Source organism: Iocasia fonsfrigidae (assembly GCF_017751145.1).
Classification (GTDB): Bacteria; Bacillota; Halanaerobiia; order Halanaerobiales; family DTU029; genus Iocasia; species Iocasia fonsfrigidae.
The window spans coordinates 2,291,980-2,311,766 of sequence record NZ_CP046640.1 but is presented as its reverse complement, the minus strand read 5'-3'; the positions used below and the strand labels follow the sequence as shown (position 1 = coordinate 2,311,766).

18 protein-coding genes are annotated in these 19,787 nt (G+C 36.6%); all 18 read left to right on the top strand.

Features of this window, described 5'->3' with window-relative positions:
- Positions 1-41: 41 nt before the first annotated feature.
- The 18 genes from GM661_RS11075 (at position 42) to ffh (ending at position 19,786) form a co-directional block, all read left to right on the top strand.
- Complete coding sequence (locus GM661_RS11075; RefSeq protein WP_230866896.1) at positions 42-587, top strand: HD domain-containing protein; 546 nt, start codon at positions 42-44, stop codon at positions 585-587.
- Positions 588-600: 13 nt separating this feature from the next.
- The gene (locus GM661_RS11070) at positions 601-3,201 is read left to right on the top strand and encodes a CBS domain-containing protein (protein WP_230866895.1); all 2,601 of its coding nucleotides are present in this window, start codon (positions 601-603) and stop codon (positions 3,199-3,201) included.
- Between the two features lie 16 nt (positions 3,202-3,217).
- Complete coding sequence (locus tag GM661_RS11065) at positions 3,218-3,859, top strand: site-2 protease family protein (protein WP_125992205.1); 642 nt, start codon at positions 3,218-3,220, stop codon at positions 3,857-3,859.
- A gap of 13 nt (positions 3,860-3,872) precedes the next feature.
- Positions 3,873-4,622: a segregation and condensation protein A gene (locus tag GM661_RS11060; RefSeq protein ID WP_230866894.1), complete on the top strand. Its 750-nt coding sequence runs from the start codon at positions 3,873-3,875 to the stop codon at positions 4,620-4,622.
- A gap of 27 nt (positions 4,623-4,649) precedes the next feature.
- Positions 4,650-5,162, top strand: coding sequence for an SMC-Scp complex subunit ScpB (gene scpB / locus GM661_RS11055; protein ID WP_230866893.1), 513 nt, complete (start codon positions 4,650-4,652; stop codon positions 5,160-5,162).
- Between the two features lie 62 nt (positions 5,163-5,224).
- Positions 5,225-5,890, top strand: coding sequence for a DUF2953 domain-containing protein (locus GM661_RS11050; protein WP_230866892.1), 666 nt, complete (start codon positions 5,225-5,227; stop codon positions 5,888-5,890).
- Positions 5,863-6,246 carry a GerW family sporulation protein gene (gene ytfJ / locus GM661_RS11045; RefSeq protein WP_230866891.1) on the top strand — a complete coding sequence of 128 codons (384 nt, stop codon included), beginning with the start codon at positions 5,863-5,865 and terminating at the stop codon, positions 6,244-6,246. Before GM661_RS11050 ends, ytfJ begins: the two co-directional genes overlap by 28 nt.
- Before the next feature lie 79 nt (positions 6,247-6,325).
- A complete protein-coding gene (locus tag GM661_RS11040) occupies positions 6,326-7,462 on the top strand; it encodes a D-alanyl-D-alanine carboxypeptidase family protein (protein ID WP_230866890.1) in 1,137 nt (378 codons plus the stop codon).
- 38 nt (positions 7,463-7,500) lie between these two features.
- Positions 7,501-8,205 carry a pseudouridine synthase gene (locus GM661_RS11035; protein WP_230866889.1) on the top strand — a complete coding sequence of 235 codons (705 nt, stop codon included), beginning with the start codon at positions 7,501-7,503 and terminating at the stop codon, positions 8,203-8,205.
- Between the two features lie 178 nt (positions 8,206-8,383).
- Positions 8,384-11,941 carry a chromosome segregation protein SMC gene (gene smc, locus GM661_RS11030; protein WP_230866888.1) on the top strand — a complete coding sequence of 1,186 codons (3,558 nt, stop codon included), beginning with the start codon at positions 8,384-8,386 and terminating at the stop codon, positions 11,939-11,941.
- 12 nt (positions 11,942-11,953) lie between these two features.
- Complete coding sequence (locus tag GM661_RS11025; protein ID WP_230866887.1) at positions 11,954-13,090, top strand: peptidase S7; 1,137 nt, start codon at positions 11,954-11,956, stop codon at positions 13,088-13,090.
- 20 nt (positions 13,091-13,110) lie between these two features.
- Positions 13,111-14,097 carry a signal recognition particle-docking protein FtsY gene (gene ftsY / locus GM661_RS11020; protein ID WP_125990668.1) on the top strand — a complete coding sequence of 329 codons (987 nt, stop codon included), beginning with the start codon at positions 13,111-13,113 and terminating at the stop codon, positions 14,095-14,097.
- Between the two features lie 34 nt (positions 14,098-14,131).
- On the top strand, positions 14,132-14,569 hold the full coding sequence (locus tag GM661_RS11015; RefSeq protein ID WP_205739224.1) for a preQ(1) synthase: 438 nt from the start codon (positions 14,132-14,134) through the stop codon (positions 14,567-14,569).
- A 123-nt stretch (positions 14,570-14,692) separates the two neighbouring features.
- Positions 14,693-15,754, top strand: a complete 1,062-nt coding sequence (locus GM661_RS11010) for a branched-chain amino acid aminotransferase (protein ID WP_407929664.1) — start codon at positions 14,693-14,695, stop codon at positions 15,752-15,754.
- 35 nt (positions 15,755-15,789) lie between these two features.
- On the top strand, positions 15,790-16,086 hold the full coding sequence (locus tag GM661_RS11005) for a Dabb family protein (protein WP_125990666.1): 297 nt from the start codon (positions 15,790-15,792) through the stop codon (positions 16,084-16,086).
- Between the two features lie 309 nt (positions 16,087-16,395).
- Positions 16,396-17,658 carry a citrate/2-methylcitrate synthase gene (locus tag GM661_RS11000; protein WP_125990665.1) on the top strand — a complete coding sequence of 421 codons (1,263 nt, stop codon included), beginning with the start codon at positions 16,396-16,398 and terminating at the stop codon, positions 17,656-17,658.
- Positions 17,659-18,087: 429 nt separating this feature from the next.
- Entirely contained in the window at positions 18,088-18,438 is a 351-nt protein-coding gene (gene ylxM / locus GM661_RS10995; protein ID WP_407929592.1) for a YlxM family DNA-binding protein, read from the top strand.
- 13 nt (positions 18,439-18,451) lie between these two features.
- A complete protein-coding gene (gene ffh / locus GM661_RS10990) occupies positions 18,452-19,786 on the top strand; it encodes a signal recognition particle protein (RefSeq protein ID WP_230866884.1) in 1,335 nt (444 codons plus the stop codon).
- The last annotated feature ends 1 nt before the right edge of the window (position 19,787 follow it).

Genomic DNA, 19,787 nt, shown 5'->3' with positions numbered 1-19,787 from the left:
TTTTGTTAGCTATTTGAATTAAGATAGGGAGCTGGTATTTAATGTTGAGGTTTGAGAGGGCTGTTAATTTTGCTGCCAGGGCACATCAGGGGCAGTTGAGGAAGGGGACAGAGACTCCATATATTGTACATCCCTATATGGTAGGGATGATTCTCTATGGTGAAAATTGTGCGGAGGAAGTTATTGTAGCTGGTATCTTACATGATACTATAGAAGACACTTCAGTAAAGGATGAAGATATAGAAAAAGAATTTGATAAACAGATAAGGGATATTGTAGTAGGGGTTTCAGAACCAGATAAAAAGCTTCCTTGGAGGGTTAGAAAGGAACATACAATTAATTATCTGCGTGAGGCTCCACTTAATGAACGGTTGGTGATATGTGCTGATAAGCTTCACAATATCAGTTCTATTACTGAAGAATATAATAGTCAGGGTGAGAAGTTGTGGGATAAATTTACTGGTAAGAGGGATGAGCAGGAATGGTATTATCAAAGTATTGTAGATATCTTATTTACTTATGATGATTTTTCCAATTACATAGGGATGTTCACCAAATTAAAGACAATGGTTGATGATTTTTTTTAGGATAGGGGTGAGTATGCTGGATATTATTGTGTCACATCAATTAACAGATTTTGATGGTCTGGGGGCTATGGTAGCTGCCAGAAAGATATACCCGGCGGCAAAAGCAGTTTTTGTTGGCCGGATACACAGGCTAGTAAAGGATTTTTTAGTACTTTATAGAGATGAAATAGAGGTCTTTAAACTGAAGGAAATAGACCTTTCTAAGGTTGACAGGGTAATTATTGTTGATACATATAAGATTGAAAGATTAGGTGATTTAAAAGATAAGATAGACTGGTCCAGGTGTGAGACGGTGGTATATGACCATCATCCCCATGATAAACTTGATTGGGCTACCCTGGATTTAAGCCAAGAAGTAGGGTCAGCAACAACTATATTGATCAATAAAATAATTGCCGAATCCAGGGAACTAAACCCTCTGGAGGCTACGGTATGTGCCCTGGCTATTTATGCTGATACTGGAAACCTGACACACATGAATACAACAGCAGCTGACGCCAGGGCTGTTGCCTATTTGCTTGATGAAGGTGCTAATCTTAAAATTATAAATGATTTTACAAAAAAACCGTTGAATAGTAAACAGGAAAAACTACTGGAGGAACTCCTTGATAATAAAAAGCTAATTAAAATAGATGGTATTGAAATTGCACTTTTTGCTACTTCATATGCTAAGTATATAGGAGGTATTAATCGGGTTACTGAGAAATTAAAAGAGCTTTATCACTTGCCCAGTCTTTTTGTAGTAGTAAAGATGGGCAAAAAGGTAGAAGTAATAGGTAGGAGTAGTGATGAAGCTGTTAACATTGGTTCAATATGTAAGGAACTTGGTGGTGGTGGACATGCAGGTGCAGGTGCTGCCAGTTTAGAAGGGGAACTTTCTTCTGTTATAAAGAGACTGAAGAAAATTGTTAATAATAGAGTACAGCCTGTAAAAAGCATAAGGGAAATTATGTCATCTCCAGTAAGAACTGTTCTCCCTGATACGCCGATAAGTGAAGTTGAAGAAATCATGAAAAAATATGGGCATAATGGCGTTGTAGTATATGATGGTAAAGTTAAAGGTATTTTTTCCCGCCGTGACATTGACAAAGTCAAACAACATAACTTGATGCATGCACCTGTAAAGGCTTACATGTCAAAAGACCTGGTTACTATACAGGGGTATCTCCCTGTCCATCAGGCACAGGACCTAATGGTTAAACATGGGGTAGGAAGATTACCAGTAGTAGAGGGAGGGGAATTGCTGGGCATAGTAACCAGGAGTGATATACTGGCCTCATATTATGGTAATGAGACTCCCTATCAGCATAAGAATCGTTATGGCAGTAGTCTGGTTAAGATTGAGGAGAAAGAGCTAGAGATTAGGGATCTTATGGATGAGCTTCCTGTCAAGATAATAAAAATATTAAAAGAAATAGGTGCTATTGCTGATAAATCTCAAATCAGGGCCTATTTAATTGGTGGGATAATCAGGGATTTACTGTTAGGTAAGGGGAATAATGATATAGATATAGTTGTTGATGGTAATCCTGTAGAACTTATCAAACAACTAAGTGATTTTTTTTCTGCCAAGGTTTTATATAATGAACAGTTTAAAACAGGGAGTATTAAATTTGCTGATGGTTTAAACATTGACCTGGCTGGTACCAGGAGAGAAAACTATCATTATCCTGGGGCTTTGCCTGAAGTAACAGAGACAAATATTTTTGAGGACTTATTTCGCAGGGATTATACGATAAACGCTTTGGCTGTGGCGCTAAATAGTGATAAATGGGGTAGGATGATTGATTATTTTGGTGGACAGAAGGATTTGGCAGAGAAAAAACTGAGAGCCCTGCATAGGTTTAGTTTTCTTGATGACCCCACACGAGTAATTCGGGGTATTAGATTGGCTAGTAGACTGAAATTTGATTTTGAAAAGGAGACAGAGGATTTAGCAAGGGAAGCTGTATTAGCAGGCGATTTTTCCCGCCTTACATCTGAACGAATTATTAAGGAACTGGAATTATTATTTGCTGAGAAGATAAACAGGAGGCTTTTAGGACTGATTAAAAATATTCCTGTTTTTAAACTGCTGGGGATAGAATTAGCAGAAGGTGTTGATTACTGGCAGCAGTCAACTCGACTGGAGTCCTGGCTTGAATATTTAAAAGAAAAGAATTATAATATAGAAGAATGGGTACTACGTCTTGCTTTATTTACTGATAAACTTAAGAAAAAAGATATTGTAGATTGGAATCTTAAAGAAAGGTATAAAGATATCCTGTCTTTTTATTTAACTGCCAGGGATTTGATAGAGACTCTTGATAATGATCTTGATGACCTGAGACTGGTAGATATGCTTAATGAATATAAATTAGAGGAACTTGTTATTCTCCTTGTTAAGTCTGGAAAGGTAATGGTTGAAAAAAATATCAGGCGTTATATAAATGAGTTGAAGGGGATAGAACTGGCTATTAGTGGTTTTGATTTAAAAGAACTTGGTTTAAATCCAGGCCCTGTATATAAAGATATATTTGATAGGGTATACCGGGCACGTTTAAAGGGAGAGGTATCTACCCATCAGGAAGAACTTGCTTATGTAAAAGAACTGCTAAAAGAGAGAATGGAGTGAAATATTTTTGGATATAATGGAATTGATTCTGGCTATACCTATTTTATTATTGTCATTATCTTTTCATGAGTTTTCTCATGGTAAGGCCTCAGATATGCTGGGTGATCCAACCCCCAGGATGATGGGCCGGTTAACACTTAATCCCCTGGTACATCTTGACCTTGTAGGTACCCTAGTTTTAATAATTACCAGGAGATTTGGTTGGGCTAAACCGGTAATAGTTAATCCGCGGTATTATCAGAATCAGAGACAGGGGATGATGCTGGTTGGGATGGCTGGTCCAGCAGCAAATTTTGTTCTTGCTTTTGTTTTTGCTATGTTACTGAGGTCTTTTTCCCTTATTACAGGTCAACCCCTGGGCAGTCTTTTGTTTCAGATTAATTACCTTGGTCCGGGGAATATTGTAGAAGTCTTGGTAAATTTCTTATTTTTGGGTGTACTCATGAATTTGGGTTTAGCTCTCTTTAATCTTATACCTGTGCCGCCATTAGATGGTTCAAAGATACTGCGTGGTTTTTTGCCCCCTAAATTTGACAGGTATTTATACCAGTTAGAGGGTCCAGTTGGTATGATAATTCTTCTGGTATTATTATATACTGGTATTTTGTCGAGTATAATAACCCCTATCTTAGGTATTCTGGTTAATATTCTGCTATAAAAGGGTGAGGTAAATGGTCTATGAAGTCCAACTAGAGAGTTTTCAGGGTCCACTGGAACTCCTTTATCAGTTAGTTAAAAAAAACAGGATAGAGATTAGCAATATCTCCTTGGCTAGTATAACTGAACAGTATCTGGATTATCTGAACAATCTTCAGGAATTTAATCTTGATTATGCTAGTGAATTTATGCTTATTGCAACAGAGTTGATTGCAATTAAGGCCAGAACAATACTCCCTCAGGATGATGAAATTGATGAGGAAGATGAGGGGAATAAGCTGGTCAGGCGTTTAAAGGAATATCACCTTTTTAAAAAGATATCTCTGGTTTTAAGGGATTTTGAGGAAAAGTCCTGTAAGATGTTTAGCAGACCAATTAATGAGGAGAGTTTTATAAGTGCTGATCTAAGACTTAATCTTGATCTAGAACTGTCCCAGTTAATAACAGCTTATCAAAAGTCGATTAATTCTATAAGTAAGAAAGAGGAAGAGGAAGAAGGTCAGAGGGGTGTGAAGAGTCACCTCCCCGACTTTAAGTTTGAAGAAATAAAGATTGAGGATAAGATAAGAGAGATTGTAAGAAGACTTCTTGAGACAGAGACAGGGCTTTCTTTTAAAGAGTTAATTAATAACCGGAAAAATAGGATTGAGATAGTAGTTACTTTCTTAAGTATTCTTGAGTTAGCCAGGCAGTCAAAGATAAGGGTTAAGCAGGATAGGGTATTTTCCAATATAAATTTATCCAGGGTGCTGGCAAAAAATTAAAATTTATCTTATTTGGGGTTGGTAGTGATGGTGAAGGATAATTGGCTGGCAGGGATAGAGGCCCTGCTATTTTCAACAGCTGAACCTATTTCGATAGATGAAATGACAAAGATCTTAAATATATCAGAAATAAAGCTGCGCAAGTATTTGTCTTCCCTGGCAGCTGAATATAAGAAAGAACAGCACGGGGTATTTTTAAAAGAATATAATGGGAGTTATGTTCTTATGACTAAACCGGAGTATTCCTCACTTATTGAGGATATGTATAATAAAAAAATTACCCGTTTAAGTCAGGCGGCACTGGAAACGCTGGCTATAATTGCCTATAAACAGCCAGTAACAAGGGCCGAGATAGAGGAGATTCGTGGTGTTAAGGCTGAAAAAACCTTGCTTACCCTCGGCAAATATGGGCTTGTTGAAGAATTAGGCCGTAAAGATACAATAGGTAATCCGATAGTCTATGGTACAACAAAAGAGTTTTTGCGGCATTTCGACCTTGAGAATTTAAGTGAATTACCAGAGGTTGAAGAAGAGGACTAAAACTGGTATATTATTACTAAAATATGGGGACTAATAGGGATAAGAGGACAGGAGTGAAACCTATGATTCTTATCTTATTGGTCTCTTTATTTTTATTTTTGCTGCTAATACCGGTTAGTCTGGAAATAGATTATAGTAGAAAAGGTGCAGATGATGACTTTAGACTTGACTTATTTACTGGATTGAGAATATTTGGTTTTCACTTTAAGATACCCTATATTGAGAATAGATTTCTGCTTTTTTTTACAGAGCTATTTGCTGAAATAGATGCTATTTTTATAAATGTCTGGCACAAGAAAAAGGATATTGAACTGGAAAAAGAGGTCAGTTGGCAGGAAATACAATTTAAAAAACTTAGCCGGGTTATAGCTGTCTTGCTTAATAAGCAATTAAATGAATTAATAATTAATACCATACATTTAAAGGCAAAAGAGGTTTCCTGGGAGACTGAATTTGGTCTGGCCGACCCTGCATTAACAGGGATAAGTAATGGGCTACTCTGGTTTATTAAGTGTTTATTGATACAGCTGGCTGAAAAGAGGATTGATTTTATCAAAAAACCACGACTTAGTATTAAACCGAATTTTAAACAGCGGGGTTTTAAGACCTCCTTTCATGGTATATTTTTACTAACAATAGGTAATATTATATTTACAGTAATAAAGATAATAGTATATCGAGTAAAAGGAGGATACCGCCCATGGGAGAACATCCAATTGAAAAATTAATGGATACAGCAATGAGCAATATCAAAGGAATGGTCGATGTTAATACAATTGTGGGTGATCCTGTTGAGACCCCAGATGGTAGTGTGATTATCCCAATATCGAAGGTTTCTTTTGGTTTTGCGGCAGGTGGTGGTGAGATAAGTACAGCTCCTGCTAAGGGTCAGGAGGGAGGAAACCGACAACCCTTTGCAGGTGGTAGTGGAGCAGGTGTAATGCTAAACCCAATGGCCTTTCTGGTTGTTAATAAAGAACAGGTAAGGCTACTGCCAGTGGCCAATAATGCTGTTGCAGAAAGGATAATTAATGTTGCTCCTGAACTATTAAAACAAATACAGGAGATTATGGAGAAAAAATAAATAAGTGTTATAAATGTTTTAATAAAACTTTTTTTCTTGCATATACTTAAAGGAAATAGCTTCCCAGGTAGGTGAATTTATGAAGAGGTTATTTAATTTGAGTATTTTTTTTCTATTTATTTTTCTTTTGATATTGGTTTCGCAGTCAGTAATAGTAACTGCAGCACCATATGTTTCTGCAAATTCAGCCTGTGTGATTGATCTGGAAACAAGACAGGTCCTTTATAATAAAAATATGCATTTGAAATGCCCGCCAGCAAGTACAACCAAGATCCTTACTAGTATTGTAGCTATTGAAGAAAGCAATATTAATGATGTAGTAACTGTTAGTCGAAAGGCGGCATATCAGGAGGGGTCTTCTATTTACCTGAGTGAAGGTGAAAAAATAAGGCTGGAAGAACTCCTTTATGGGGTCATGCTTGCTTCAGGTAATGATGCTGCAATGGCCATTGCGGAACATATTTCAGGTTCTGTTGAGGAATATGCAGAATTAATGAATAGACGGGCAGTAGAGATGGGGGCTAAAAATAGTAATTTTATAAATCCCAGTGGACTACCTGATAGTAATCATTACTCTACAGCATACGATCTAGCTATGATTATGGCATATGCCCTGGAAAACGAAATTTTTGCCCGAATTACGGCCAGTAAAAACAAGACGATCTCCTGGTCAGGAAATGATTGGGGTAGGGGATTAAGGAATCATAATAAACTACTCTGGTCATATTCTGATATAACTGGAGGTAAGACTGGTTATACAAAGGCAGCCGGCCGTTGTCTGGTGGCCTCTGCCCGGAGGGATGGTAGAGAGGTAGTTGCCGTTGTTTTAAATTGTCCGAATGACTGGAATGATGTAAGGAATCTCCTGGATTTTGGACTTGATCAATTTAAAAAGGTAGTAGTAATGGATAAAGGTGAAATAGTTTATAAAATGAATTGGGAGGATTCCCAGGAAGGGGAATTAGGGTTTATGATTAATTGTCCTCTCCTGACAGTCCTTCCCAGAGGGGGAAAGATTAAATTGCAGAAGGAGGTTTATTTAAAACCCAGCCTGGAACTGCCAATAAAAAGGGGGGATCTTATAGGAAGTCTTAAGGTTTATGATAATGGAGAGCTCCTAAGTAAAGTGGAGCTTCTGGCGGCGAATGATTTAAATTACAGGTCATTTTTTTTGAAATTCTGGAACTGGATTACTGTTTTACTAGGAGGGGATTAGCTTTTAATATAGAATAGTAATTAATAGAGGTGTTGTTGATGGAGAGACTACAAAAGGTGATGGCTCATGCTGGGGTTGCATCCAGGCGTAAGTCAGAAGATATTATTAAACAGGGGAGGGTTAAGGTAAATGGGAGTGTTGTCAGGGAACTAGGTGTTAAGGTCTCTACAGAAGATACTATTGAGGTTGATGGCCAAAAAATAAACAGAGAAAAAAAGGTATATGTGCTTTTAAATAAACCAAGCGGGTGTATTACAACAGTTAATGACCCCAGGGGTAGGAATACAGTCCTGGATTATATTCAAGGAATTAAAGAAAGGATCTATCCTGTGGGAAGACTTGATTATGATACAAGTGGTCTTTTATTATTATCAAATGATGGGGACCTAACCTATAAATTAACACATCCATCACATGAAATAGATAAGATTTACCAGGTAGAGATACCTGGGCATCCCTCCCCTGGGTTTTTTAAACAGCTGGAAAAAGGGGTCAAGCTTGAAGATGGCTTGACAGCACCTGCCTCTGTTCAGGATGTAATTAAAAAAGGGAATAGTACAACATTTATATTAACTATCCATGAGGGCAGAAACCGTCAGGTTAGAAGAATGTGCAGTCAACTGGATTATCAGGTGATAGCTTTAAAAAGGATAGGCTTTGCTTTTCTTAATTTAGATGGTGTTTCAGAGGGCAGTTACCGGTTTTTGAGTAATAGGGAAGTAAATAGGTTGAAAAAAATTTAATTAACTTAGTTTATTGTTGAAGGACTTTTATCTATTATCTAGAATTACTATACAGGAAAAGGTTTATCATAGATAGTTAAATATTGTTTGTTAACCTATCTGCTGTTGGATAGGTTTTTATCTTGTTTTTGTATTTATAGATTGATAAAATATATATTGATCTGATGAGGTGATTCATATGTTTCTTAAAAAGCTTAAGATTGATGGTTTTAAATCATTTGCAAAACCTGTTACCATTGATTTTCAATCCCCTATTACAGCGCTTGTTGGGCCCAATGGGAGCGGTAAAAGTAATATAGTTGATGCTATTCGCTGGGCCTTAGGCGAACAGAGTGCTAAAACACTACGGGGTGGGAAAATGGCTGATGTTATTTTTGCAGGTAGTGATGATTGCAAACCGTTAAAAAAGGCCTCTGTCACCCTTTATTTTGATAACGCTGATCAGACACTGGCAAGTGAGGCACGGGAAATAAAGATCAGCCGCCAGGTAACTGAAGATGGTCAGAGTGATTATCTATTAAATGGTTCCTTATGCCGTTTAAAGGATATAGAGGAGTTAATGATGGATACAGGTATGGGTAAAGACTCCTATTCTATAGTTGGTCAGGGGAAGATAGACTCTATCTTAAATAGCAAACCTGAAAAACTCAGGGAATTATTTGAAGAGGCAGCTGGTATTAGTAAATATAAGATGAGAAAGGATGAAGCAGAAAAAAGACTTGACAAAACTAAACAGGACTTACAGCGGGTTAAGGACCTGATCTGGGAGCTGGATAAACAGCTTAATCCTTTAAAAAAAGCTGCTGAAAAAGCCAGGAAATATGAACGATTTCATCATGAGCTGAAGGAATTGGAGGTTAATCTCCTGCTGGATAAGTGGTCTAAAAATAGCTTAGATCTTAATGATGCCCAGGCAGAAAAAGAAATAGTCAGTAGGGATTTGAACAAAAATAGAAAAGAGCTTGACTCACTGAATGAATTATTAGAGGTAAAAAAGAATAAACTGGAAGTGGATCAGGATTTATTAGATGAACGGCAGGCAGACTTTTACCAGTTGAAAATTAAAAAAGAACAGGCAGAGAATAATTTAAAGATTCTTGCTGAAAGGAAAAACGGCTTAAACAGAGAGAGGCTTAATCTTAAAGAACAGATAAGTATTTTGCAAGAAAATCAGAAAGACTTGCATGATAAAATAGTTGGACTTAATGATGAGAATAAAAGGGCTAGTGATCAAAATGCCGATATTAAAGATAGACTGTCTTCTAAGGAAGATGAGCTTTTACTAAAGAAAGAAAAATTAAACCAGCAAAAAGAAAAGTTATTAGTTTTAAGGGAATCTCTATTAAGTGAAAATGTTGAATTGACTGATATCCATACTGAGTTAGAGAAGGTTCGTGAGAAGAGTTATTATCTAGAGAAGGAGATTGAAAATCTAATTGCTGAGCGGAAAGGTATCTCTGAAGAGCTGGATATGAATATTTTACAGCAGGAGAATATCAATGAAGATTTAAACTCAGTAATTGATGACTTGTCTTCCCTTAATGAAAATATAGTAAGATTGGATAACAGAATTAATGAATCTAAGAAAGGTATAACAGAACTACAGGAAGGTATTGATAGTAAAGATAGACAACTGCAGCAGATGGCCTCTCGTCTACATATATTGGAGAATATGGAAGAGGATTATCAGGGGTATTTTCAAGGTGTCAGAGGGGTCTTAAAAAATAGTGAAGTTTTAAATGGAGTGATAGGGGTTGTTGCTGATCAAATTAAGGTAAATAGAAAATTTGAAACAGCTATTGAGACTGCTCTGGGGGCTAAATTGCAGAATCTTATTGTTGAAGATGATGAATCAGCCCAACAGTGTGTAAATTTCTTAAAACGGGAAAAAGCTGGACGAGCCACCTTTTTACCGTTAAATATGATTACTGGTAAGAGGGCTGAGCTTACTCATTGTAATTTAGATAATGTACCAGGTTTTCTGGGGTTAGCAGTAGAATTTATATCATTTGATAGTGAATTAACTCCTGTATTTAATTATTTACTGGGCAGGATAATTATTGCTTCAGATTTAAAGGCAGCCAGGGAGATAGCTAAAAAGATAAGAAGTAGTTTTAGAATTGTAACTCTTGATGGTGAAGTGATTAGCCCTGGTGGTGCAATTTCAGGCGGCAGCAGGACCAGAAATAAACAGGGTCTGCTGGCCAGAGGAAGAGAAATTGAGGAACTCAGGGAGAAGATAGTAGATATTAAAGGAACTATAGAAATAGAAGAAAGAAAAAAAGAAGAACTACTGGTCAGGCTTGAGCAAGATGAAAAGGAAAAAGGGGGCTGTCTTAAAGAAATAAACAAACTAAAATTTACGGAAAATGACCTTGAAAAAGATTTAAGTAATTTTAAAAAAGAACAATTGAAACTGGAAAATAAACTGGAGAATTTGGACCAGAATTTTGTAAAATGTCATGAAACTCTGGGGGAAACTGATAATAGAAAACAAAAAATCGAACAACAGCTTGAATTAATTAATAGGGAGAATGACAAGGGTAGAGATGAGATTTTTATTAAGGAAAAAGAGATAGCTGAACTAGAGCGTCTTGAAGAGGAAATCAGAAAAGATATTACAGAATTGAAAGTTGAATTAGCAACAGTAAAGCAGAAAGAAGAAAATCTACTTCGCGAAAAGAATTCATTACAAGAGCAAAGGGAGACAAATGAGCTTCAGATAAAGAAATTTAGGGAAAAAGTGGCCGGATTAAACAAAAAGGAGGAGGTTTTAAAAGAGCGTAAGACTGAACTTGTATTAAAAAAAGAGGAATATGTAGATAATATTTCTTCTTTACAGGAAGAACTTGAAGGGAGAAAAAAAGACTTTGCTGTACAGGAAGAGGATTTTAAAGGCTTAAAAGAAAAGCATCAAATTATAGAACAGACTGTTAATGAATATAATGAAAAAAATCATAAATTAGCTCTAAAGATTACGCGTTTAGAAGATAGGAATGAGCAGATTGAAGAGAGGCTGAGTGATGAATATGATCTTAGTGCTGAAGAGGGAATTGGGGAGCGGATAGAAATAAAAGAGCAGCGGCAGGTAGCAAATAAAATTGCTGAATTTAAAGAGGCAATTAAACGCCTGGGTACTGTTAATACTGGGGCAGTTATGGAATATAATGAATTAAAAGACAGATTAGGGTATCTCAGGGATCAGGAAGAAGATTTATTAAAGGCCAGGGATGCTATTGTGAGGATTATTGATGATATTAAGGATAAAATGGCTGAATTGTTCCACCTTACCTTTCAGAAGGTTAAAACTGAGTTTGAAAAGACTTTTTCCCACCTGTTTAATGGTGGTAAAGCCCGACTAAACCTTACTAAAACAGATAATCTTCTGGAAACAGGTGTAGAGATTGAAGCACAACCACCAGGTAAACAGTTGAAAAAACTAAGCCTGATGTCTGGTGGAGAACGCGCTTTAACAGCAATTGCTCTAGTATTTGCTTTCTTAAAGGTAAACCCCAGTCCGATCTATATTCTGGATGAGATAGATGCCCCACTGGATGATGCCAATGTCCTTCGTTTTGCCAATTATATACGTGAGTATTCTGCTTATGTACAATTTATGCTGATCACACATAATAAAAAAATGATGACTCAGGCAGATGCTATCTATGGTATCACTATGGAAGAAAGGGGTGTTTCCAAACTTGTTTCTCTCAGATTTGATGAAGGAATTGCATAGGGGTGTATTTATTTGATAATTAAAGGGATAGCAAGGGAATTGATTGATTGTTTAGTTGACAGGAGTAATAAGCTCGGTCAGGGTCGTTCCATAGGTCTGCTGGCTTTTATAGATAAACAGGGGTATATTTCCACCTATAGTGATATGGTAGATGGTGGTCTGGCAGGCTTACCTTTCAGGATGATGTTGTCAGCAGTGCTTAATAATACGACTGGTTCATTGCTGGAATTAATAAACCGTCTTCCGGCTAATACGGCAGTCATTTCAACTTCACCTGGTAAGACAGGGATAATAATTAGTACTGGTGGAATTAATATATTTGACTGTCCGATAATAAAAATAGGGATCAAGAATAAGAGAGCAGTAGGTGTTGGTGTTCTTTATCCTGAAAAATATCTATTTAAACTTGCTTCAGAATCAGAGAAAGTTCAGCTTAAAAGTTTGTCTGCTCTGACAATGAAAGAAGAAAGGCAGGCACTAAGGCGTTCTACAGAACTACGCCTGGCTTATCTTGATATCTCTGCTGAAATACCAGTAGTAGATCTACCAATAAAAAAATATAAAAAAAATAAAGCAGCTCAAATAGACTGGTCACTCCCGCGTTTAACAGTTAAGGGTATTGAAAGAAATTTTGCTGAAATGCTGGTAAATAAATCAATTAGTATAGAACAGGGTAGAGAGGTTGCAGCAGTTGGTATTCTCAATAATAAAGGCTATGTTGAGCAGGCAGGGGAGCTTATTGTAGGGGGGATGGGTTATGTTCCTTCTCGACTCCTTCTTTCTGGTTATGCTGATATTAGGGATATTTCTCTACGGGAAGCCTATACAGATAAGATACCAGCAGAGGCAGTGATAGTACATACACATCCCGGTGGAACAGGTGTGATGCATATGGGTGATGCCATGGCAGGTCCTGGTACCTGGGGATGCCCTATAATTGCGATAGGTCATGATAGGGATGGTATTATTAAGGGTGCTACTGTAATAGAATTTAGTTCCGAGCTTAATATTTTGGCCGATAAATATGAGATGATTGAACAGGAATTTTATCAGGCTGATAACCCGGCAGATGAGACCAGACTTAGAAAACAAAAATATAAAATAGCCCAGGAATTTACCGAATTATGTAGGGAAATTAAAATAATCTAAATAATAAATGAGGGGTAGATATGTTAAATATTTTCAAGAAAAGTAGTAAAAATGAGCAGGAAATAGAGGAAGTAACAGAGAAAAAAAATGATAGTGAAGGTGGTTTATTTAATAGGTTAAAGAATGGTTTGTCTAAAACCAAGGATGGATTTATTAATAAGGTAACCAGTTTATTTAGTACCCATGGTAAAATTGATGATGAATTATTTGAAGAACTGGAAGAGATCCTGATTCAGGCTGATGTAGGAATTAATACGGCTATGGAATTAATTGAAGGGTTGGAGGAAAGGGTTGAAGAAGATGAGCTGAAAGAACCTGAGGAATTAACAGAAGTCTTTAAAGAGGAATTATCAGCATTATTGAAGGAAGAAGATGGTCAACTGGACTTAAAAGCAGGCCAGAATATTATAATAGTAGTGGGTGTAAATGGTGCAGGTAAGACAACTACTATTGCCAAAATTGCCCGGAGGTTTAAAGAAGATGGTAAAAAAGTATTAATGGCGGCAGCAGATACCTTTCGTGCTGCTGCCATTGATCAATTAAAGGTCTGGGGAGACAGACTTGGTATTAATGTTATTGCTCAGAGTGAGGGTTCTGATGCTGCAGCAGTTGCCTTTGATGCTGTACAGGCTGCTAGGGCCAGGGATATTGACCTGCTGATTGTAGATACTGCTGGAAGACTGCATACCCAGAAAAACCTTATGGAAGAGCTTAAAAAGGTAAAAAGAGTTATTGAGCGGGAAGCCGGGGATTTTAACATACAGGTTTTGCTGGTTCTTGATGCTACTACAGGTCAGAATGCTATGAGTCAGGCAAAACTTTTTAATGAGGCAGTTCATGTTGATGGGATAGCCTTAACCAAACTGGATGGAACTGCTAAAGGTGGAATTGTTATCGGGATAAAAAATGAGCTTGGTATCCCGATAAAACTAATAGGTGTTGGAGAAGCAGCAGAAGATTTACAGGACTTTAATGCTAAAAAATTTATTGAGGCTTTATTTATTTAAGATAAATTTTAAAAAAATGGGGAGATGAGTAATAATGGGTAAAGAAATAAAAACATATAAGGATATTGACCCTTCAATCTTAAAATCAATACCAAATCCCAGTGAACAGGCATATGAGACAAAGATTAAGATTCCAGAGTGTACCTTTCTGGGGGTGCAGAACCAACCTGATTTTGCTACGGTTTATTTCACATTTTATCCTGATAAAAAGATTATTGAGTTAAAGTCATTAAAGAAATATATCTATCAGTTTAGAAATATTGTCGTTTCCTATGAGAGGTTAATAAATGTCCTGTATGAACATTTAATGGAAGTTTATCAACCTGAACGTTTAAGGATTGTTATAATCTGTAACCCCAGGGGTGGTATTAGTTCTAAGCTAACAGTGGACTCTGACTGGAAGGTAAGAGGTGGTGAAGAGAAATATAGGGATTGGTTTAATAGAGATGATACTTGGAAGGTGGAGATGTAGAATAAAATATTATTTAAATATAGAAGGAATCCAGTTTATTAAAACTGCTTGAAATTGTTTTCTGTTAAAATTATGCTGGCTGTAAAAGGTTGAAAAATGAAGAGGGAGTGTTATACTATGGCCATGGAAATAACTGTACAAAAAACTGATAACCCAAAAGAAAAGCCTGACCAGGGAAACCTGGGTTTTGGGACTAACTTTACTGATCATATGTTTATCATGGATTACTCTAAAGACAAAGGGTGGCATGATGCCAGAATTGTCCCTTATGGCCCGATGAAATTTGATCCCGCTATGGCTACATTGCATTATGGACAGGCGGTATTTGAGGGTATGAAGGCATATAAAAGCCCTGACAATAGAATTCTATTGTTTAGACCGGAAAAGAATATGGAGAGATTAAATAATACTAATGATAGAATGTGTATCCCACGGATTGATGAAGAGTTTTGTCTGGAAGCAATTAAAAAACTGGTTAATATTGATAAGGAATGGATACCAACTGCTCCAGGGACTTCTTTGTATATCAGGCCTTTTATTATAGCGACTGATAAATACCTGGGGTTGAAACCATCATCTACATATAAATTTATGGTTATTTTATCACCTGTAGGGGCTTATTATCCCCAGGGGGTTAATCCAGTTGAAATCTATGTAGAAAACGAATATGTTCGTGCAGTACCAGGAGGGACTGGCCATGTTAAAACCAGTGGTAATTATGCTGCTAGTTTGAAGGCTCAGGCCGAGGCTTCTGCTAGGGGATATGTTCAGGTTTTGTGGCTTGATGGTCTAGAAAGAAAATACATTGAAGAGGTTGGTTCAATGAATGTATTCTTTAAGATTGATAGTGAACTTGTAACACCGGCTCTTGTGGGGAGCATCCTACCTGGTGTGACCAGGGATTCTACTATTGAATTAGTAAAGAGTTGGGGCATCAAAGTCACTGAAAGAAGGGTCTCTATTGCAGAAATCTTTGAAGAACATAAAAAAGGCAGATTGGACGAGGCTTTTGGTACTGGTACTGCTGCTGTTATTTCTCCAATAGGAGAATTAAACTGGGAAGGTCGCTCCATTAAGGTAAATGACGGTAAGACAGGTCGGCTGGCAGAAAGGATATATCAAAAACTTACAGGTATTCAAACTGGTGAGTTAGAAGATGACTTCGGGTGGACAGAAAAGATATAGTGGAAAGATACTGAATTTCAGGGGGTTAATATTTTATGCTAAAACATATTGTAATGTGGGATATTAGTGATGAAATTGATAATAAAGAAGAAATAGCCTATAAAATTAAAGAAAAACTAGAGATCTTAAATGACTTAATTGATGAATTGAAATTTATTGAAGTTGGGGTGAATACTAATCCTTCAGAAGCTGCAAAAGATCTGGTGCTTTATTCAGAATTTATTGATGAAAATCATCTTAATAGATATCAAAACCACCCGGAACACTTAAAAGTAGTTGAGTTCATAAAAAAACATGTAGCGTCAAGGGTGGTTGTAGATTATAAGGTGTGATTGGATAAATAATAGTATTTATTTTTACAGAGTCCCTCAGGGGCTCTTTTTTTTATAATTTTAACATTTTATTTTTTTATTACTCATATTGTCAGTATTTTGACGAAATAAGTAGTTTAATAATGATAATAGCAGTGCAATTATCTTTATTCTCTATATACAAGTATATAGGTAGAATATTCTTCATAATTAATATTGATAAGTTAAATTGCTTGTGATAAAATATATATGCACCATCTACACATTTTTTGAGGAGCTATGAGTTAAAATTAGGTTTGGAAAGAAAAGAAAGGAGTAGTGAGAAGAAGAATGATTAAGAAAATTCGGGACTGTCTTTCAGATATTAAAGACCCCGACTTAAAAGAACATTACTCACAGTTGGTTTTCACTTTACTGGAGAAGGGATATTTCCCGGGCTTAGCGGGTGTACCGGTTGCTAAATCGGGTATTAGTCATATTGATGGTGAAAAGGGTATACTTACATACAGGGGTTACCCTGTCCAGGAACTTGCCGAGCATTGTTCATATGAAGATGTTGCTTTTTTGCTTTTAAATGGTGATCTACCTTTAAGGAATGAAAAAAATATTTTACAAAAACAATTTTTGGTTCATAGAGATGTTGATAGAGATATTGCTAAAGCTGTCATAGCGATGCCTGAAGAACTGCATCCTATGTATATGTTAAGTGCTAGTGTTCTGCAATTACAAGCCAATGATAATCTCTGTTTTACAGTAGATAATTACAACCAGAACCTTTTTAGGGCGATAAGATTAGTAGCTAAATTGCCAACTATTATTGGCATATCAAGGACAAGAGATGCTGAGTTTGCTGCTGATAAAGAATTTGATTCTTATGCACAGTACTGTTTATATTGTTTTAATCAGGATTTAGCAGATGATGAGGAATGGGTAGATATTTTCGAAAAATTGTTGATACTCCATGCTGATCATACAATGAATAATAGCACATTTTCTGTAAGGGCTGTTGGTTCTTCAAAGGCAAGTATTTATGCGTCTGTTGCTTCTGCTATTAATTCATTATCAGGTCCTTTACATGGTGGAGCAAATGAGCGTGTCTTGAAAATGCTGCAGGAGATCGGCAGTCCTGACAAAGTAGAATCCTATATTGGTAGTGTATTAGCAAAAGGTGAAAAGATTATGGGTATCGGTCATCGTGTCTATAAGACCTATGATCCCAGGGCCTTATTTACTAAAAATAAGATTCTTCCCAGGATATTTGCTGAGGATAATCCGCTAGATATTGATGATGAATTAGGAGACTTGTATAAGACTGCTCAAAAGATGGAACGGGTTGTTCTCGATGTTTTATCTGGCAAGAAACTCTATCCTAATGTTGACTTCTGGTCAGGCCTTGTTATGAAAGCTCTGGGTATTGAACCGCATTACTTTACTACAGTATTTGTACTGGGAAGGATTATGGGGTGGTCAGCACATTGGGTAGAGCATATGGAAGTTAAAAATAGAATTTTTAGACCTAATCAGTTATATGATGGTTTTAATGACAGGCATATTCTGGTTGAGCCGGAAGAAGAGATTGCCAGTACAGATTAGTAAATAAATTAGATTATTATTTAAGCTGTTAGCGGAAATGCTAACAGCTTTATTGATCTTAGGGAATTATGTGATTTTTTAAATTGATAACTTTAAAGGCCGACCAATATATTTACTTACCTTGTCGTATACTACGGCGTCCTGCCTTCGTTTACTGTCGAGAAATTGTCTTTCGGCGTCCATGCCTCCAGACAATTTCTAGAGTCGTCCAGTAAATATATTGGTCTGGTTTATGATAAGTAGTTAACTTTATGTAAAAAATAGTTCTAAGAAAATATTAATGATTGTTGATTAAGTCTGGATGTCCGTTATGTCACTTTATTCATGAAAAGATATATGGATTTAATAATTTTTTATTCCATACTTGACAACAGTTTCATTATCATATAAACTATGAACATGTAAAGTAGTTTTACTTAACACAAGCAGGTGGTAGTATTGTTAGAAAAGGTTATAGAGATTGGTATGTTGTTTGATTTCTATGGGAAATTATTAACTGATAAACAACAGGAGGCTATGGAGTTATATTATTTTCAAGATTTATCTCTGGCTGAGATTGCTGAAAGACTGGATATTAGCCGTCAGGGGGTTTATGACCATCTGCACCGTGCTGAAGAAATATTGCGTAATTATGAGAATAAACTTGCTTTAGTTAATAGATATCTTAAATTAAAGGATGAGATAGACAATCTGGCTGCTTTTATTAGTGGTTTATCATTAAAATCAACAGTAAAAAAAGATTTACAAGAGAAAATAGAGGAGATAAAAAAAGACCTTTAGGGAGGATACAATTATGGTTTTTCAAGGCCTGGCAGAAAAATTACAGGATACTTTTAAAAAACTGCGTGGTAAGGGTAAATTAAGTGAAAAAGATGTTAAGGCTGCTTTAAAAGAGGTAAAACTGGCTTTGTTAGAGGCAGATGTAAATTATAAGGTTGTCAAAAATTTTATCAAAAAGATTGAGATAAGGGCTGTTGGGCATGAAGTTCTGGCTAGCCTCACACCTGGTCAGCAGGTAATTAAAATAGTAAATAATGAGCTAACAGAACTTATGGGGGGGAGTAAAAGTGCATTAAGTTTTGCTGATAGTCCACCAACTGTAATTATGCTGGTAGGTTTACAGGGTTCAGGTAAGACAACAAGTACCGGTAAATTAGCAAAATCTTTAAAACAGGATGGTAAAAGACCGGCTATGATTGCTGCTGATATCTATAGGCCAGCGGCTATTAAACAGCTTCAGGTTTTAGGGGATAGACTGGATCTGCCGGTTTTTACTATGGGTGATCAGAGCAGCCCGGTAGATATTGCTAAGGCTGGTATTAGTTTTGCACAGTCGAACAATAATGATGTTGTAATTATTGATACTGCAGGTCGACTCCATGTAGATGAAGAGATGATGGATGAATTAAAGTCAATACGTCAAGAAGTCAAGCCAGATGAAATTTTACTGGTAGTTGATGCCATGACAGGTCAGGATGCTGTTAAGGTAGCTAATAAATTTGATGACCTTTTAGGAATAAATGGGGTAATTCTTACTAAACTTGATGGTGATGCCCGCGGTGGTGCGGCCTTATCAGTTAAGGCTGTTACAGGCAAACCCATTAAATTTGTTGGTATGGGGGAGAAACTTGATGCCCTTGAGGTCTTTCATCCAGACAGAATGGCTTCCAGAATACTGGGAATGGGTGATGTGCTTAGTTTAATTGAAAAGGCTGAGGCCAGTATAGATGCAGAAAAGGCTATGGAACTGGAAGAAAAGCTTAAGCAGAATGAATTTACTCTGGAGGACTTTTTAGATCAGATGGAACAGGTAAGGAATATGGGGCCCCTTGATCAGATTCTGGGAATGATCCCGGGTTTAAGTGGGGCAGGTCAATTAAAAAACCTGCAGGTTGATGAAAAACAGCTTGATCATATCACAGCTATTATTAATTCCATGACACCTGAAGAAAGAAGGAAACCTGACAAGATAAATGGAAGCAGAAGGAAGCGGATAGCTGGTGGTAGTGGGACAAGTATTCAGGATGTAAATCGCCTGTTAAAACAGTTTAAACAGACCAAAAAAATGATGAAACAGTTTAGCGGTGGGGCTAAGAAAATGAAAGGTAGATTGCCTTTCTTTAATTAGA